At 74.0% G+C, this 16,039-nt stretch carries 18 protein-coding genes; 13 read left to right on the forward strand and 5 right to left on the reverse strand.

Annotated features, from left to right (window positions below):
- Positions 1–75: 75 nt before the first annotated feature.
- Complete coding sequence (locus ACLQ2X_RS22425; protein WP_425683048.1) at positions 76–882, reverse strand: hypothetical protein; 807 nt, start codon at positions 880–882, stop codon at positions 76–78.
- 74 nt (positions 883–956) lie between these two features.
- Here ACLQ2X_RS22425 and ACLQ2X_RS22430 point away from each other — a divergent pair, with 74 nt between their 5' ends.
- Positions 957–1,901, forward strand: a complete 945-nt coding sequence (locus ACLQ2X_RS22430; RefSeq protein WP_425683049.1) for a Ppx/GppA phosphatase family protein — start codon at positions 957–959, stop codon at positions 1,899–1,901.
- 74 nt (positions 1,902–1,975) lie between these two features.
- Positions 1,976–2,782 (forward strand): sugar phosphate isomerase/epimerase family protein, encoded by an 807-nt coding sequence (locus ACLQ2X_RS22435; RefSeq protein WP_425683050.1) that lies wholly within the window; start codon positions 1,976–1,978, stop codon positions 2,780–2,782.
- Positions 2,783–2,826: 44 nt separating this feature from the next.
- Here the strand turns inward: ACLQ2X_RS22435 and ACLQ2X_RS22440 are convergent, their stop codons facing one another.
- The 3 genes from ACLQ2X_RS22440 to ACLQ2X_RS22450 are packed head-to-tail and all read right to left on the reverse strand — an operon-like array spanning position 2,827 to position 4,856.
- Entirely contained in the window at positions 2,827–3,393 is a 567-nt protein-coding gene (locus ACLQ2X_RS22440) for a CGNR zinc finger domain-containing protein (protein ID WP_425683051.1), read from the reverse strand.
- Positions 3,394–3,412: 19 nt separating this feature from the next.
- Entirely contained in the window at positions 3,413–4,579 is a 1,167-nt protein-coding gene (locus ACLQ2X_RS22445; RefSeq protein ID WP_425683052.1) for a glutathionylspermidine synthase family protein, read from the reverse strand.
- Between the two features lies 1 nt (position 4,580).
- Positions 4,581–4,856 (reverse strand): hypothetical protein, encoded by a 276-nt coding sequence (locus ACLQ2X_RS22450; RefSeq protein ID WP_425683053.1) that lies wholly within the window; start codon positions 4,854–4,856, stop codon positions 4,581–4,583.
- 99 nt (positions 4,857–4,955) lie between these two features.
- Here ACLQ2X_RS22450 and ACLQ2X_RS22455 point away from each other — a divergent pair, with 99 nt between their 5' ends.
- On the forward strand, positions 4,956–5,876 hold the full coding sequence (locus tag ACLQ2X_RS22455; RefSeq protein WP_425683054.1) for a proline dehydrogenase family protein: 921 nt from the start codon (positions 4,956–4,958) through the stop codon (positions 5,874–5,876).
- A gap of 1 nt (position 5,877) precedes the next feature.
- Here the strand turns inward: ACLQ2X_RS22455 and ACLQ2X_RS22460 are convergent, their stop codons facing one another.
- Positions 5,878–6,282 (reverse strand): VOC family protein, encoded by a 405-nt coding sequence (locus tag ACLQ2X_RS22460; protein WP_425683055.1) that lies wholly within the window; start codon positions 6,280–6,282, stop codon positions 5,878–5,880.
- 79 nt (positions 6,283–6,361) lie between these two features.
- On the opposite strand from ACLQ2X_RS22460, the gene ACLQ2X_RS22465 reads away from it, so the two are divergent.
- The 10 genes from ACLQ2X_RS22465 (at position 6,362) to ACLQ2X_RS22510 (ending at position 16,029) form a co-directional block, all read left to right on the forward strand.
- On the forward strand, positions 6,362–7,156 hold the full coding sequence (locus ACLQ2X_RS22465) for an alpha/beta fold hydrolase (protein ID WP_425683056.1): 795 nt from the start codon (positions 6,362–6,364) through the stop codon (positions 7,154–7,156).
- Positions 7,149–7,769: a TetR-like C-terminal domain-containing protein gene (locus ACLQ2X_RS22470; protein ID WP_425683057.1), complete on the forward strand. Its 621-nt coding sequence runs from the start codon at positions 7,149–7,151 to the stop codon at positions 7,767–7,769. The genes ACLQ2X_RS22465 and ACLQ2X_RS22470 overlap by 8 nt, the downstream gene beginning before the upstream one ends.
- Positions 7,766–9,379: a hypothetical protein gene (locus tag ACLQ2X_RS22475; RefSeq protein WP_425683058.1), complete on the forward strand. Its 1,614-nt coding sequence runs from the start codon at positions 7,766–7,768 to the stop codon at positions 9,377–9,379. Before ACLQ2X_RS22470 ends, ACLQ2X_RS22475 begins: the two co-directional genes overlap by 4 nt.
- A 29-nt stretch (positions 9,380–9,408) precedes the next feature.
- Positions 9,409–10,791: an efflux RND transporter periplasmic adaptor subunit gene (locus ACLQ2X_RS22480; protein ID WP_425683059.1), complete on the forward strand. Its 1,383-nt coding sequence runs from the start codon at positions 9,409–9,411 to the stop codon at positions 10,789–10,791.
- A complete protein-coding gene (locus tag ACLQ2X_RS22485; RefSeq protein WP_425683060.1) occupies positions 10,788–11,642 on the forward strand; it encodes an ABC transporter ATP-binding protein in 855 nt (284 codons plus the stop codon). The genes ACLQ2X_RS22480 and ACLQ2X_RS22485 overlap by 4 nt, the downstream gene beginning before the upstream one ends.
- Complete coding sequence (locus ACLQ2X_RS22490) at positions 11,639–12,823, forward strand: ABC transporter permease (protein WP_425683061.1); 1,185 nt, start codon at positions 11,639–11,641, stop codon at positions 12,821–12,823. Before ACLQ2X_RS22485 ends, ACLQ2X_RS22490 begins: the two co-directional genes overlap by 4 nt.
- A 202-nt stretch (positions 12,824–13,025) precedes the next feature.
- Entirely contained in the window at positions 13,026–13,235 is a 210-nt protein-coding gene (locus ACLQ2X_RS22495) for a helix-turn-helix domain-containing protein (RefSeq protein WP_425683062.1), read from the forward strand.
- A gap of 221 nt (positions 13,236–13,456) precedes the next feature.
- Positions 13,457–13,558, forward strand: a complete 102-nt coding sequence (locus tag ACLQ2X_RS22500; RefSeq protein ID WP_007465623.1) for a 30S ribosomal protein bS22 — start codon at positions 13,457–13,459, stop codon at positions 13,556–13,558.
- 120 nt (positions 13,559–13,678) lie between these two features.
- Positions 13,679–14,752 carry an NAD-dependent epimerase/dehydratase family protein gene (locus tag ACLQ2X_RS22505; protein WP_425683063.1) on the forward strand — a complete coding sequence of 358 codons (1,074 nt, stop codon included), beginning with the start codon at positions 13,679–13,681 and terminating at the stop codon, positions 14,750–14,752.
- A 383-nt stretch (positions 14,753–15,135) separates the two neighbouring features.
- Positions 15,136–16,029, forward strand: coding sequence for a lysophospholipid acyltransferase family protein (locus tag ACLQ2X_RS22510; RefSeq protein ID WP_425683143.1), 894 nt, complete (start codon positions 15,136–15,138; stop codon positions 16,027–16,029).
- Positions 16,030–16,039 lie beyond the last annotated feature (10 nt).

The raw sequence follows: 16,039 nt of genomic DNA on the forward strand, positions 1-16,039 counted from the left end.
ACCTCGTCGCCGAACACTGGAACACGTAAGACAAACGCGAAAGGCCGGCACCCCGAACCCCGGGGTGCCGGCCTTTCACTCGCTTGCGGGGTGCGGGGCGACCTGACCCTGGCGCAGCCGGGCGGCGCACAGCTCGGCCAGCTTCGCGTACGCGGGCGCGCCGATCAGCGCGGTCAGCTCCGGGCCGTAGGAGACGTACATCGGCTCCGCGCCGACGTGCGCGTCGGTGGAGGAGGTGCACCACCAGTCGAGGTCGTGCCCGCCCGCGCCCCAACCGCGCCTGTCGAACTCGGCCAGCGTGGAGATCAGCACCTTCGTGTTGTCCGGCCGCTGGTGCCAGTCCTGGTCGCGGCGGACCGGCAACTGCCAGCACACGTCCGGCTTGTATTCGAGCGGGTGCACGCCGTCGCGCAACGCCTGCGCGTGCAGCGCGCAACCGCCACCGGCGGGGAAGTCGGCGTCGTTGAGGAACACGCATGGTGCGTCCACGGCCCGGGTGGCCGTGCGCCGGGCCGGCGTCTTGCCGTCGACCGTGTCGTTCTCGGTCCAGTTCTTGAACCCGCGCCGGAAGTGCTGCCAGGTCTCCGGAGTCAGCCGCTTGACCGCCGCCCGGACCCGCTTCTCGTCGTCGGAGTCGGTGAAGAACGCGCCGTGCGAGCAGCACCCGTCGGCGGCCCGCCCGGCGACGATGCCGTGGCAGCCCTGGCCGAAGATGCACGTCCAGCGGGACAGCAGCCAGGTCAGGTCGGCGCGGACGACGTGCTTCGGGTCGGCCGGGTCGACGAACTCGATCCACTCACGCGGAAAATCCAGCCCGACCTCGCGGCTGCGCGGGTCCTCGGGGTCGTCCACCAGCACGTGAAGCTCGATCTGCCCTGTCACCCGGACCACCCTACGCGCGGTCACCCCACCTGGTCGGCGAGCCGACGAAACGTGTTGGCCCTAGGGTCATCCCCATGCGACTGGGTGTCCTCGACGTCGGCTCGAACACGGTGCATCTGCTGGTGGTCGACGCCCATCACGGCGCACATCCCTGGCCGGCGCACTCGGAGAAGGTGTTACTCCGGCTCGCCGAGCAGATCGGCCCGGACGGCGCGTTGACAGGTGAGGGCGCGGACGGCCTGGTCAAGGCGGTCGGCATGGCCCGGGCGGCGGCGGACGGGCTGGGCGCGCAGGATCTGCTGGCGTTCGCCACGAGCGCGGTCCGCGACGCCACGAACGCCGCCGACGTGCTGGCCCGGGTGCGCGACGAGACCGGCGTGCGCCTGGAGGTGCTCTCCGGCGCGGACGAGGCGCGGATGACGTTCCTGGCGGTGCGGCGGTGGTTCGGTTGGTCCGCCGGCCGGCTGTTGGCGATGGACATCGGCGGCGGCTCCCTGGAGTTGGCCGCCGGCATCGACGAGCACCCCGACGTGGCGATCTCCCTGCCGCTGGGCGCGGGCCGGCTCAGCCGGGAGCGGCTGGCGATCGACCCGGCCGGCACGGCGCCGCCGCCGGCGGCGGCGGTGGAGGAACTGCGGGCGTACGTGGACGCGCAGCTCGACCCGGTGGTGGAGCAGTTGACGGCGGTGGGTTGGGAGCGTCCGGTCGCCACCTCGAAGACGTTCCGCACCCTGGCCCGGCTGGCCGGCGCGGCACCGTCCGGGGCGGGGTTGTGGGCGCGACGCAGCCTCACCCGCACCGGGTTGCGGCAGGTGCTGGGGTTCGTCCGGCACATCCCACCGGCCCAGTTGTCCGAGTTGGAGGGGGTCAGCGCGCAGCGGGCCCACCAGCTCCTCGCGGGGGCGGTGGTGGCCGAGGCGGTGATGCGCCGGCTCGACGTGGACTGTCTGGACATCTGCCCGTGGGCGTTGCGCGAGGGCGTCATCCTGCGGCGGCTGGATCAGCTCGCGCCGATGTGACCGGTCCGGCACCCTGGGTGTTTTGCGGGTGCTCGTCCCGATGCTCGCTGGCGGGTGCGGCTACCCTCGGAGATGTGACGTTCCGAGTCCCCGTACTCCTGTCCACGTCCTCGGTCTTCCCTGAACGGACCGCGGCGGCGTTCCAGCTCGCCGCGGAGCTCGGCTACGACGGCGTCGAGGTGATGGTCTGGACCGACCCGGTCAGCCAGGACCCGGGCGCGCTGCGTGGTCTCGCCGAGCACTACGGCGTGCCGGTGCTGTCGGTGCACGCCCCCTGCCTGCTGGTCACCCAGCGGGTGTGGAGCCCGGACCCGTGGGAGCGGCTGCGCCGGGCCGCCGAACTGGCCGAGACGCTTGAGGCCCCCACCGTGGTGGTCCACCCGCCGTTCACCTGGCAGCGGGACTACGCGCGTAACTTCGCCGACGGGCTCGACGCGGTCGCCGGCCAGTTCGGCGGCATCCACTTCGGGGTGGAGAACATGTACCCGGTGCGGATGGCCGGCCGGCAGTTCGTCCCGTACGCGCCGGGCTGGGACCCGACCGACATCGGCTACGCCTCCTACACACTCGACCTGTCGCACTGCGCGGCCTCGCACACCGACGCGCTGGAGATGGCCGACCGGATGGGCTCCGGGCTGGCGCACGTGCATCTGGGCGACGGCACCGGCGAGGGGCGCGACGAGCACCTGGTGCCCGGCCGCGGCGGGCAGCCCTGCGCGACGATGCTCCAGTCGCTGGCTGGGCGCGGCTTCACCGGTTCGGTCGCGGTGGAGGTGACCACCCGGGGCGCGAAGAGCCGTGCGGTCCGCGAGGCGGACCTGCGCGAGTCGCTGGAGTTCGCCCGGGCCAACCTGACCGCGCCCTCACCCGTCGACGCCTGACGCGTCCGGCGGCGGGTTCGACCCGGTGCCGGCGTGTGTCGCGGTCAGCTCACCGGGGACAGCGGCTGCGCCGGCACCTGCTGCTCGCCGACGGCGGCCCGCTTGCGGGCGCGGTGCGCCGCCACGTGGGAGCGGGTGGCGCAGCGCTCGGAGCAGAACCGCCGGCAGCAGTTGGACGAGGTGTCCAGGTATACGTTGCCGCAGCGGTCGTCGGCGCAGACGCCGAATCGGGGGCTGCCGTACTCGCAGAGCCAGACCGACAGGCCCCAGACCGCGCCGGCCAGGTATTCCGAGGAGACCGAGGCGCCCCGGCTGGTCACGTGCATGTGCCAGTCGGAGGAGTCGTGCCCGGAGATGCGGGGCTGCACCGGGAACGCCTCCAGCAGCGCGTTCAGCTCCGCCACCGCCTCGACGTCCCGACCCGACGTGCCGTACTCGAAGACGTCCCGGAGTCGCTTCTGCGCCCGCCGGAAGATCGTCAGGTCCCGTTCCGCGACCTCGTCGCGCATCCAGGCCTGCTCGTCCGAGAAGATTGCCCGCAGGCCGTCCAGGTCGTCCAGCCGGGCGTTGACGAGCTCGACCCCGGTCCGGGCGTACGCCTCGAAGTTCACGTCCCCAACGGTAGACGACTCAGGGCAGGCGTGGCGCGTCGATGTAGTGGGGCAGGAACCGCGCGTAACCGTCCGTGATGAGGCTCTCGCTCTCCCGTACCCCGGCCCCGGCCGACTGGCCGTCGACGGTCCAGCTCCCCAGCACCGTCCGGTTGCCGGCGAACTCGGGCAGCGCCCGGAACTCCTGGTAGCAGAAGCCCTCGTCGCCGTAGATCCCCGGGTTGGTGATCTCCGTGCCGGGGGTCACGATGCGCACCGAGCCGCCCTCGCGGCCGAGCAGCGGCTTGGCCACGTACTCGGTCATCCCGCGCGGCGAGTCCAGGTAGGCGGGCAGCAGGTAGTCGTGTCCCGGGTACAGCTCCCAGAGCACGGCCAGCAGTGCCTTGTTCGACAGCAGCAGCTTCCAGGCCGGCTCGATCCAGGTGGTCGGGGTGCCCGGGTCCAGCGCCGGCCGCCCGTACGGCTCGGCGAGCATCCACTCCCACGGGTAGAGCTTGAAGCAGGTGGTGATCGGCGCGTCGCCGGCGTCGACGAACCGCCGACCGTCCCAGCCGACCTGCTGGATGGGCATGAGCGTGACGTCCAGCCCGGCCTGGCGGGCGGTCTCGGCCAGGTAGCCGGCGGTGATCTGGTCCTCGCCCGACTCCTCCTCCGACGACCAGAGCACGTGCACCCGGGGGCTGTGCAGCCCGGTGCCGATCTTGGCCCATGTGCCGACCAGCCGCTCGTGCAGGCTGTTCCACTGGTCCGCGTCCGGGTGCAGGTGTTCCAGCCAGTACCACTGCACGATGCTCGCCTCGACCAGCGCGGTCGGGGTGTCCGCGTTGTATTCGAGCATCTTCGGCGGCCAGGTGCCGTCGTACCAGAGGTCGAACCGGCCGTAGAGCGTCGGCGGAGCCTCCCGCAGCGAGCGGGCGACCGCGTCGGCGGCCCACTCGGGGATGCCGAACTCGGCGTACCGGCGGCGGGCCACCACATGCTCGGCGGCGGCCACCGACATCTCGTGCAGTTCCTCGGTGGCCTCCTCCAGCCGGAGCACCTCGTCGAGGGTGAACGCGTACGCCGCGGTCTCGTCCCAGTACGACATGATCTCGCCGTCGGGCAGCTCCGTGTCGACGTACACCAGGCCCTGTGCCCGGATGGTGTCGTCCCAGTCGGTGCGCGGTGTGCTCGGCTCCCGACGCACGTCAGCCGCCGCAGGAGGCGAGGTGGGAGCCGAAGCCGCCGCGCTCGGGCAGCGCGGTGGACGGGGCCGGGTCGCCGCGCGTGGCGGTGACCGGCTCGGTGACGTACCGGGCGACCGCGACGGTGTCTGCGCCCCCGCCGGCCGGCCCGAGCGCGCAGTCGTCATCGTCGTCGTCGTAGCCGTTGTTGCAGCCGGAAAGCGCGAGGGCCAGCGCGGTCAGCGCGCCGAGCTGCACGGAGGCCGAGCGGAGCCGTCGGCGGGGGTGTCGTCGTTCCACGTCAATGTTGTAGCTGATGGCTGCCACCCGTGGGTGACCGGCAGGGCGCACACCTCACGCACCCGGCGGAGGTCCGGTGGGGAGCGTTACGCTCAGCTCATGCTCCGTTCCGTCATCCTCGCCGCCTCCCGGTCACCCCAGGTGGAGCGGCTCGTCGCGACGGCCCCGTTCACCCGGGACGTCGTCCGCCGGTTCGTCGCCGGCGCCGGCACCGACGACGCGCTGCGCGCCACCCGCGAGCTCGTCACCGACGGCCAGGCGGTCACCCTCGACTATCTGGGCGAGGACACCACCACCCCGGAGCATGCGAACTCCACCCGGGACGAGTACCTGAGGCTGCTGGGCCGGCTCGCCGACGCCGGCCTCACCCCGGCCGCCGAGGTCAGCGTGAAGCTGTCCGCGCTCGGTCAGATGTTCGACGAGCAGCTCGCGTACGACAACGCGCGGGCGATCTGTGTGGCCGCCGACGCGGCCGGCACCACCGTCACGTTGGACATGGAGGACCACACCACCACCGACTCGACGCTGGACGTCCTGGCGAAGCTGCGCAAGGACCACCCGTCGACAGGCGCGGTGCTCCAGGCGTACCTGCGGCGGACCGAGTCGGACTGCCGGGAGCTGGCCCACACCGGGTCGCGGATCCGGTTGTGCAAGGGCGCGTACCGGGAGCCGGAGTCGGTGGCGTACCAGTCGGCCCGCGAGGTGGACAAGTCGTACGTGCGCTGCATGAACGTGCTGATGTCCGGCGACGGCTACCCGATGCTCGCCACCCACGACCCGCGCCTGATCGCGATCGGGGAGGACCGGGCGCGCTGGTTCGACCGCGACCCGGCCCGGTTCGAGTTCCAGATGCTCTACGGCATCCGTCCGGAGGAGCAGAAGCGCCTGGTGGGCGAGGGTTACACGGTGCGCACCTACGTTCCGTACGGCGACCAGTGGTACGGCTACCTGATGCGCCGGTTGGCGGAGCGCCCGGCCAACCTGGCGTTCTTCGGCCGCGCGGTGCTGTCGAAGAAGTGAGTCACCCGTTCGACCAGGACCGGGTGCACAGCACCAGGCGGTAGCCGTCCGGGTCGGCGAACGTGATTCCCCACCTGTCCCAGTACGGGCCGGCGGTGACCCTGGTCCCGCCGGCCCGTTCCAGTCTGGGGACCAGTTCGCCGTCGGCCGGGCCCTCCAGGTAGAGCACGAACAGGTCCGCCGCGGTGGGGTTCGGCGCGACGTCGGCCGCCGCGCCGCCGACCAGTTCCAGGTGCCAGGCCGCGCCGGGCAGGCCGAGCATCACCAGGTCGTGCTCGTCCGGCCGACCGGTCTCGCTGCGGAACAGCACGTCCAGGCCCACCCCCTCGGCCCAGAACCGTTCGGCGGCGGCCAGGTCGCGGCTCGGGCGGGCCAGTCGTACGTGGGTGTCGGCGGTGATCTGCATGCCGGTGATCGTGCGACCTGATGTCGGGTTGAGGTCAAGCCCTTTGACGAGCAAAGCTAGCTCCATTAGCTTTTTGGCTATGACAGTTAGCCAGGTGGAGCGGGGCGGCGGCACGATCGCCTACGAGGTGCACGGTGCCGGGCCACTCGTGGTGCTCGCGCACGGCATGGGGGAGAACCGGGCGGCCTTCCGGCACCTGGTGCCCCGGCTGGTCACGGCCGGCTACCGGGTCGCCCCGGTCGACGTACGCGGACACGGCGACTCCAGCCCGCACTGGCCGACGTACGCCCCCGAACAGGTCGGCGGCGACCTGCTCGCCGTGGTGCGGGCGCTCGGCGGCGGCCCGGCCACCCTGGTCGGCAGCTCGTCCAGCGCCGCCGCGGTGGTCTTCGCCGCCGCCGAGGCGCCGGATCTGGTCAGCGGCATCGTGCAGCTCAGCCCGTTCGTCGACGCGCCGAAGCCGAACCCGCTGATGCGGGCCGCCCAGGCCGTCGTACTGCGCAGCCCACGGCTGTTCGGGCTCTTCCACCGCACCCTGTTCCCCTGCGGGCGGCCGGCGGACGACGCCGCGTACCGCAGGGGGCTGGTCGTCAAGCTGCGCGGCCGGATGGCCGCGGTGCGCGGTGTGATCGCACCCGTCGACCCGCACTGGACCGCGCGGGCGCGCGAGGTCCACCGGCCGGTGCTGGTGCTGATGGGCACGAAGGACCCGGACTTCCCCGATCCGGGCGCCGAGGCGCGGGCCGCACGCCGGCAGTTCGCCGTCGCCGAGGCGCGCATGATCGCCGACTCCGGCCACTACCCGCACGCCGACCAGCCCGACGCCAGCGCCGCCGACATGGTCGAGTTCCTGGCGGTGACCGCCCGTGCCTAGGGCCGGCCTGACCCAGGCGAGCGTCGTACGGGAGGCCGCCGTACTCGCCGACGAGGTCGGCCACGACCGGCTGACCCTGGCCGCGCTCGCCGCCCGGCTCGGCGTCGCGCTCCCGAGCCTGTACAAGCACGTGCGGGGCGCGGACGCGCTGCACCAGAAGCTCGCCGTGCTCGCCACCGCCGAGATCGCCGACGTGCTGAGCGCCGCCGCCGCGGGCCGGGCCGGCGGTGACGCGCTGCGTGCCGTCGCCGACGCCTACCGGGCGTACGCGCGGCGGCACCCGGGCCGCTACCCGGCCGCGCAGCGGGCGCCCGACCCCGACGACCCCGCACACCTGGCCGCCGGGGAGCGGGCGGTCGGCGCGGTCCGCGCGATCCTGCACGGGTACGGCCTCGACGGCGACGCCGCGATCGACGCCACCCGGATGTTCCGGGCGGCCGTGCACGGGTTCGTCGCCCTGGAGGCGGCCGGCGGGTTCGGCCTGCCCCGCGACACCGACCGCTCCTTCGACGAGCTGGTCGCGGGCCTGGACCGCGCCTACCGTTCCTGGGGCACGGAACAGCGGCGGGACTCTTTCCCGGAACGCCCGATTGGTCGTACCCTTCGCCGGTGACCGTCGGCGACGAGCAGCCTCCCAGCCGGATGGCGGACGGCGACGAGCCGCGTCCCGCCGCCGACGCCGCCGACGCGGGACCCCCGCCGGTCGGCGCGGCCGACGCCCCGGTCCCCGCACCGGCCGACGCCCCGGTGCCCGCCCCGGTCCCCGCGCCGGCCGACACGGTCGGCCGCACCCCCGCCGCCCCGGCGGACGACGCCGCACCCCACCCTCCCGGGCCGGCCCCGGCGGTCGGCGCCGACCTCGTGTCCGACGCCGTGACCACGGTGATCCGGCCGGTCCCCGGCTTGCCGGTCGGCGTGGCCGGGCAGGAGGCGGCCGCCGGGCGGCCGGGGACGGCCACGAAACGACGGCGCTGGCCGCTGTGGACCGTGCTCGGGCTGGCCCTGGCGCTGGGACTGGCGCTGGGACTGGTGGCGGGCGCGGTGCCCGGCGTCGTCCTGCGGGGATTGGCGCCGGACGCGGCCGGGCGGTCGGCGGCGGACCGGGACGACGCGGGCACGGCGGTGCAGCGGCAGCTCGGCGAACGGATGATCGCGCGACTCGACGGCCAGGCCGCCGCGTTGCTCGGTGGTGACCGGGCCCGGTTCCTGGCGGTCGCCGAGCCGGCGGCCCGGCCGGCGCTCACCCGGCGGTACGCGGCGTTGCGCGCCCTGCGGGTCACCGTATGGCGGCCGGCGGCCGACGGGGTGCCGGCGGCGGTCGACGGAGTGCCGGGGGAGTGGCGGCTGACGGTGACGGTCGGCTACTGCTTTGTCGTGCCGGACTGCGCGCCGAGTACCACGCAGTGGGGCACGCGGTGGCGGATGGCAGGGGAGGAGCCCCGGCTGACCGGGCTGGAACCGTCCCGGACGGACCCGGCGGGTGCGCGGCCGTGGGAGGTGAGCGACCTGGCGGTGGCGGTCGGGGCGCGGGCGGTGGTGGCGACCACGCCCGCCCATCGGGGACGGCTGCCGGGTCTGCTCGCCCAGGCCGAGGCCGCCGCGCGGTCGGCGGACCGGTACGCGGTCGGCGGTTCCCCGCCGGCCCGCTACCTGGTGTACTTCGCCGGGAAGGCCGAATGGCAGCGCTGGTACGGCGGCGGCCGGCCGAAGTGGACCGCCGGGTACGCGGTGGGTGTCGGGGGTGGACGCCACGACGTGGTGCTCAACGCCCAGAGCGTCACCCCGGCCGGCGTCGACGATCTGCTCCGGCACGAACTCACCCACGCGGCAGCGCTGCCCGACCGGGGCTACGCGGACCGGGCGAGCTGGTGGCTGGTGGAGGGCCTGGCCGAGTACGCGGGCGCGGACGGCCAGCCGGTCGACCGCTACGAGGGTGTGACCGAGGTGCGGGACCTGCTGCGCGGCGGGTGGTCCGGGCGACTGGACGCGGTGGCCCCGGCGGACGACGCGAGCGGCGGTCGGGTCGGCGGCGCGTACGGCGTCGGATACCTGGCGGTGCGGCACCTGGTCGACAGGTACGGCGAACAGCGGATGCTGGACTTCTACCGGGCCGTGGTGCACGACCGCCGGTCCCCCGAGCAGGCCGCCGACGAGGTGTTCGGCGACCCGTGGTCGGTGCTGCACGACGACTGCGTCGCCTACGTGCGGGCCGCCGTCGGCTGAGACGTCGACACCTGTCGACGGGTCGTACCATGGGCGGGGTGGCCCGCACCCTTTCGTCCCGCCGCCCCCGCCTCGTCACCGCCGTGCTCGCCGCCGTCGCGCTGACCGGCACCACCGCCGCCTCGTGCGGCGACGAGGCCCCCGCGGTCACCGTCGCCGAGGTCGGCCGCGCGCCGGTGAGCGAGGTGATCGACGCGCCGGCCACGGTGACCGCGCGGGCCGCGGCCACGCTCACCGCCCCCGCCGACGGCACCCTGGCCGCCCTGCGGGTCCAGCCCGGACAGCGGGTCGCCCGCGGGCAGGTGCTCGCGGTGGTCGACTCACCGTCCGCGCGGACCCGGCTGGCGCAGGCACGGGACGCGCTGCGCGCGGCGAAACGGGCCGGCCGGGGCGCCGGTGCCGGCGACCTGGGCGGCAGCCGGCGCGGCACAGACCGGGCCGCCGACGAGGCGTTCGCCACCGCCCGTTCCGCCGCCGCGAAGGTGGGCGACCCGAAGGTGCGGGCCGCGCTGCTGACCCAGGTCGAGTCGGCGCAGCGGCAGTACGAGTCCGCCGCCCGCGCCGCCGACCGGGCGGTCATCGCGGTCCAGCGCGGCGTGGCAGGGCTGAACAGCGCGGTCGGCGCCTTGTCGACCGCGCAGCGACTCCAGGCCCAGCAGGCGTACGACCTGGCCAAGGCCACGGTGGACGCGTTGACGTTGCGCGCGCCGATTGCCGGCGTGGTGCAGCCGGGCGGCACCCGGACGGCGGCGCCGGCCGATCTGGCCGGGCTGCTCGGTGCGGCCGGGGGCGCGGCGGTGCCCGGTCTGGACCCGTCGGCGCTGGGCGGGGCCGGGTCGGCCGGCCCGCCGGCCGGGGTGGACGACGCGGTGCCACCCGGTGCCCGGGTCACCGCCGGCACACCCGTGCTGACCGTGGTGGACGTCGGCCGGCTCGGCCTGCTCGCCGAGGTGGACGAGACCGACGTGTTGCTCGTGCGGGCCGGGGTGCCGGCCTCGGTGGAGTTGGACGCGGTGACCGGCGCGACGTACGAGGCGACCGTGCGGTCGGTGGACGTGCTGCCGGCCAGTTCGGCCCGCGGCGGCGTCACCTACCGGGTGCGGCTCGACCTGGGCGCCGGCCGGCTCGGCGAGGGCGAGGCGGCACCGGCCCCCCGCCCCGGCATGAACGCGGTGGTGCGGCTGCGGGTCCGGGAGGCCGCCGACGCGGTGGCGGTGCCCGCGTCGGCGGTCTTCTCCGCCGACGGGCGGGACGCGGTCTGGGTGCTGCGCGACGGCCGGGCCGACCGGGTCCCGGTGACCGTCGGCGTGCAGGGGCAGGACCTGGTGCAGATCGTCGACGGGGTGCGGGCCGGTGACCGGGTCGTGGTGCGCGGCGCCGACCAGGTCAGCGACGGCCAGGAACTCAAGTGACCGTCCCCGCGATCGAGGCGGTCGACGTGTGGCGCACGTACGAGTTGGACGGGGTGTCGGTGTCCGCGCTGCGTGGGGTGTCGCTCACCATCGAGCAGGGCGAGTACGTGGCGGTGATCGGCCCCTCCGGCTCGGGCAAGTCCACGTTGATGCACCTGCTCGGCGGGCTGGACCGGCCGACCGGCGGCCGGCTGGCGATCGGCGGCCGGGACGTGACCACGCTCACCGCCCCGGAGCTGGCGACCCTGCGCAACGAGACGATCGGCTTCGTCTTCCAGGCGTTCCACCTGCTGGCCCGCACGTCCGCGGTGGACAACGTGGCGTTGCCGCTGGTCTACCGGGGGGTCGGGGCCCGGCAGCGGCGGGAACGGGCGGCGGCGACGCTGGGCCGGGTCGGGCTCGGGCACCGGCTGCACCACCGGCCCAACCAGCTCTCCGGTGGCGAGCAGCAGCGGGTGGCGATCGCCCGGGCGCTGGTCACCGAACCGGCGGTGCTGCTCGCCGACGAACCCACCGGCAACCTGGACACGGCCACCGGTGAGGCGGTGCTGGAACTGCTGGAACGGTTGAACGCCGAGTCCGGGGTGGCGCTGGTGATGGTCACCCACGACCAGGAGGTGGCCGCCCGTGCCCGCCGCCGGATCGCGGTGCGGGACGGGCTGATCCGGTTGGACAGCCTTCATGATCGACCGCCGTCGGACGGCTCCGGCGTACCTGCGACACTGGACCACGCTCCCAGCGCGGAGCCCCGGTCCGCGTCCGGAAGCGGCTCGGGGCACCCGCCCGGTGGCTCCGGTGGCGCCGCCGGAGCCACCGGGCGCCTTCCGCGGGCCGACGGGGCTGCCGGATGAGGCTGGCCGAGGCGTGGCGGGTGGCGTCGGACGCGCTGCGGGCCAACCGGATGCGCAGCGCGCTGACCATGCTCGGCGTGATCATCGGAGTGGCTTCGGTGGTGATCCTGGTGGCCATCGGCACCGGGACCAAACAGCAGGTCGAGCAGCAGGTGGAAGGGCTCGGCTCGAACCTGCTGCTGGTGGTGCCGGGGAAGATCGAGGTGGGCACCGCGCCGGTGGTCTCGCCGCTGGACCTCAAGGACGCCGACGCCGTCTCGCGGGTGGTCGGCGACCCCGGCCGGGTGGCCGTGACGGTGGCCTCCGGTGCGACCGCCCGGGCCGGCAACCGGTCCGACTTCACCACCGTGCAGGGCGTGCTGGAGACGACCCCGTCGGTGTTCACCAGGTCGCTGGGCCGGGGTCGCTACCTGACCGGGGCGGACGTCGACACCAGCCGTCGGGTGGCGGTGCTCGGCGCCTCGGTGGCTCGGACGCTGTTCCCGGACCGGGACCCGCTCGGTCAGCAGCTCACGCTCGCCGGGGTGCGGTTCCGGGTGATCGGCGTCTTCGCCCCGCTCGGGCAGAGCCTCGGGGTGGACCGGGACGACGAGGTGCACGTACCGGTGACGGCGGCGCAACGGCTGTGGGGCACCCAGCGCATCGACGGCATCGCGGTCAAGGCGCCGGATCGGGAGCGCATCGACGAACTCGGCGAGCGCATCGTGGCGGAGTTGTCCCGCCGGCATCCGGACACCGAGTTCAGCGCCGTCACCCAGCAGCAGATCCTTGGCGTGCTCGGCGACATCCTGGGCGTGCTGACCGGCGTGCTGGCCGCCATCGCCGGCATCTCGCTGCTCGTCGGCGGTGTCGGCGTCTCCAACATCATGCTGGTGTCGGTACGCGAACGGACCCGCGAGATCGGCCTGCGCAAGGCGGTCGGCGCCCGGCCGCGGGACATCGGCGTGCAGTTCCTGCTGGAGGCGGTGCTGCTCACCTCGATCGGCGGGGTGACCGGGATGGCGCTCGGGGTGGGCGCCGCGCTGCTGGTCGAGGCGTTCTCGCCGATTCCGGCCGCGATCACCTGGTGGTCGCTGGCGCTCGCGTTCGGCGTCTCGGCGGCGGTCGGCATCGTCTTCGGTGTGGTGCCGGCGCAGCGGGCCGGCCGGCTCGACCCGGTGGTCGCGTTGCGCGCCGAGTAGGCGGAGCGGATGTGCCACCCGTCCGGGCGAAAAAGCCCTGGTGGACACCGGGTGGCCGGTCATCTCGGCATGATCAAAGGCGAGAAGGGATCGCGCGGGTCACAGCCGTCCCGCTACCGTACTTGTTACACGCGCGTTGCTCGTCGTGGTGGAAGCACCTGCCCGACGACACGCGCCGGGCACGGGAATGGGTCGGTGAGCCATGGCCGGGTCGCAGTCCGACGCACGATTGTCGGATGTCAGGTTCCTGACCGTCGCCGAGGTGGCGGCGGTCATGCGGGTCTCCAAGATGACTGTCTACCGCCTGGTGCACAGCGGTGAGCTGACCGCCGTGCGGGTCGGTCGCTCGTTCCGGGTGCCCGAGCACGCCGTGCACGAGTACCTCCGTGGCGCCTTCCAGGAGTCCGCCTGACGCCTCCGACGGGCCGGTTCGCAGAGTGCGACGAAAGGGGCATCGACGGGGGCGCGTTGGTCCTGCTGACGTCCTCCGGTTAGGCTGGGCCACGACCGTGACCGCTCCCTGGTGTGCCCTGCCCACCACGCTGGTCCGGCCCGTTGTCCGCAAGCGGTCACGGCACCACCGGTGGTGGTGCCTCCCGGTCCGCCCCGCACGTTGTATCGAAAGGCTGTCGTATGGGCTCGGTGGTCAAGAAGCGCCGCAAGCGCATGGCTAAGAAGAAGCACCGCAAGCTGCTGCGCAAGACCCGCGTCCAGCGTCGCCGTCTCGGCAAGTGACCGGTGCCGGGCAGCTGCCCGGCACCCGGTACCACTTGCCAACTGTCGACCCTCGGAGGCTCAGGTGATCAGGCCGCGGATGTCCCGGCTCGGTCTCGCCTGCCGCGCAAGGCGCACGACATGACCCCCGGTAGCACCTCCGGTGCTCCGGGGGTTGTCGTCGTCACCGGGGTCGGCCGCTACCTCGGGGCCCACGTCGCGGCCCGGCTGGCCGCGGACCCACGCTTCGAGCGTGTCATCGGCGTCGACCCGGCGCCGCCCAACCCCGAGCTGACCGACCTGCTCTCCGACGTCGAGCGGGTGCGCGTCGACCTCGACTCCCTCCGCGGCCTGCTCGTCGACCTCGACGTCGACGCCGTGGTGCACCTGGCGCTTGTCACCGCCCCCGACCCGCAGGCGGGCGGCCGGGCGGGGATGAAGGAACAGAACGTCATCGGCACGATGCAGATGCTCGCCGCCTGCCAGCGCGCGCCGCGGCTGCGCAAGCTCGTGGTCCGCTCGTCGACCGCCGCCTACGGGGTGTCGTTCCGCGACCCGGCCGTGTTCACCGAGGAGACCGAGCCGCGTGAGGTGCCGCGCGGCGGTTTCGGCCGCGACATCCTCGACATCGAGGGGTACGTCCGCGGGTTCCGCCGCCGCCGACCCGACGTCACCGCGACCGTGCTGCGTTTCGCACCGTTCATCGGGTACGCCGCCGACACCACGCTCACCCGCTACTTCTCCCGGCCGGTGGTGCCCACCGTCTTCGGCCGCGATCCGCGCCTGCAGTTCGTCCACTTCGACGACGCGCTGGAGGTGCTGCACCGGTCGGTGGCCGAGGAGCACCCCGGCACCTACAACGTGGCCGGGCCGGGGGTGTTGTCGCTGTCGCAGGCGATCCGACGGGCCGGACGGGTGGCGGTGCCGGTGCTGGAACCGGGACTGGCCGGCGTCGCCGCGATCGCCCGCAGTCTCGGCTTCGGCCGCTACGGCTTGGACCAGGTCGACCTGTTCGTGCACGGTCGGGTGGTGGACACCAGCCGACTGGAGCGGGAGTACGACTTCACGCCCCGCTCGACCGCCGCCGCGTTCGAGGACTTCATCCGCGCCCACCACGGTGGCGCCGTGGTGACCCGGGATCAACTGGTCGCGGCCGAGCAGGTGGTGCTGGAGAGCATCCGCCAGGCCCGGTCGACCGTGCGGGAGCGCTCGTGACCAGCCCGGACGAGCGGCATGACGGGCGGTACGACGTACCGCCGCCGGTGCCCGGGCCGGACCCGGCGCGGCGCAACGGGCACCGGCAGGTGAACGCGCCGGCCGCCCGCCCGCCGGCGCCCGCCGATCCGTCCAGCGCGCCGCCGGCGCCCGCCGACGAGCCGGACACCTCCACCGACGAGCCGGGCGCCACCCCCGCCGGTCGGCCGGCCGCCGGGAAAGCCGTCGCCAAGAAGGCGGTGGTGAAGAAGGCCGTTGCCAAGAAGGCCATTGCGAAGAAGGCGGTCGTGAAGAAGGCCGTGGCCAAGAAGGCGGTCGCCAAGGAGGCGGTCGCGGACGAGGCCGTGGCGACGGAGGCGGCGACGAGCGGGACCGGTGACCCGGTGGCCGGCGCGGCGCGGACGCCGAACCGGCCGGCGCCCACCGATCGGCCGGCCGACCAGTGGGACCGTCGGGTGGCCCGAGGGCTGGCGTTCCTGCGGCGGCGGCTCGCCGGTGACTACGAGGTGGACGAGTTCGGCTTCGACCCGGACCTGACCGACGCGCTCGTCCACCCGGTGATCCGGATGCTCTACCGGGACTGGTTCCGCACCGAGGTCAGCGGCCTGGAGCACGTGCCGGCCGAAGGCGCCGGACTGGTGGTGGGCAACCACTCCGGCACCGTGGCACTCGACGCGCTGATCCTGTCCACCGCGCTGCACGACCGGCACCCGCAGCACCGCTACCTGCGGCTGCTCGGCGCCGACCTGGTCTTCCGGATGCCTGTCGTCTCCGAACTGGCCCGCAAGACCGGCGGCACGGTCGCGTGCAGCCCGGACGCGGAACGGCTGCTCGGCAACGGTGAGCTGGTCGGCGTGTTCCCGGAGGGCTTCAAGGGGGTCGGCAAGCTCTACTCCGACCGCTACAAACTGCAGCGCTTCGGTCGGGGCGGGTTCGTCTCCGCCGCGCTGCGCACCGGCACGCCGATCGTCCCGGCGGCGATCGTCGGCGGCGAGGAGATCTATCCGATGCTCGCCGACATCAAGCCGCTGGCCCGCCTGCTCAAGCTGCCCTACTTCCCGGTCACGCCGACGTTCCCCTGGCTGGGGCCGCTGGGCATGGTGCCGCTGCCGAGCAAATGGCTCATCGAGTTCTGCCCGCCGATCCCGACCGCGCACCTGCAGGACTCGGCGGACGACCCGATCGTGGTGTTCAACCTCGCCGACCAGGTGCGGGAAACCATCCAGCAGACCCTCCACAAGCTGCTGGAACGTCGCCCCGACCCGTTCGGTCCCTGACCCCGGCCGA

The organism is Micromonospora sp. DT31 (genome assembly GCF_049841795.1).
Taxonomy (GTDB): Bacteria; Actinomycetota; Actinomycetes; order Mycobacteriales; family Micromonosporaceae; genus Micromonospora.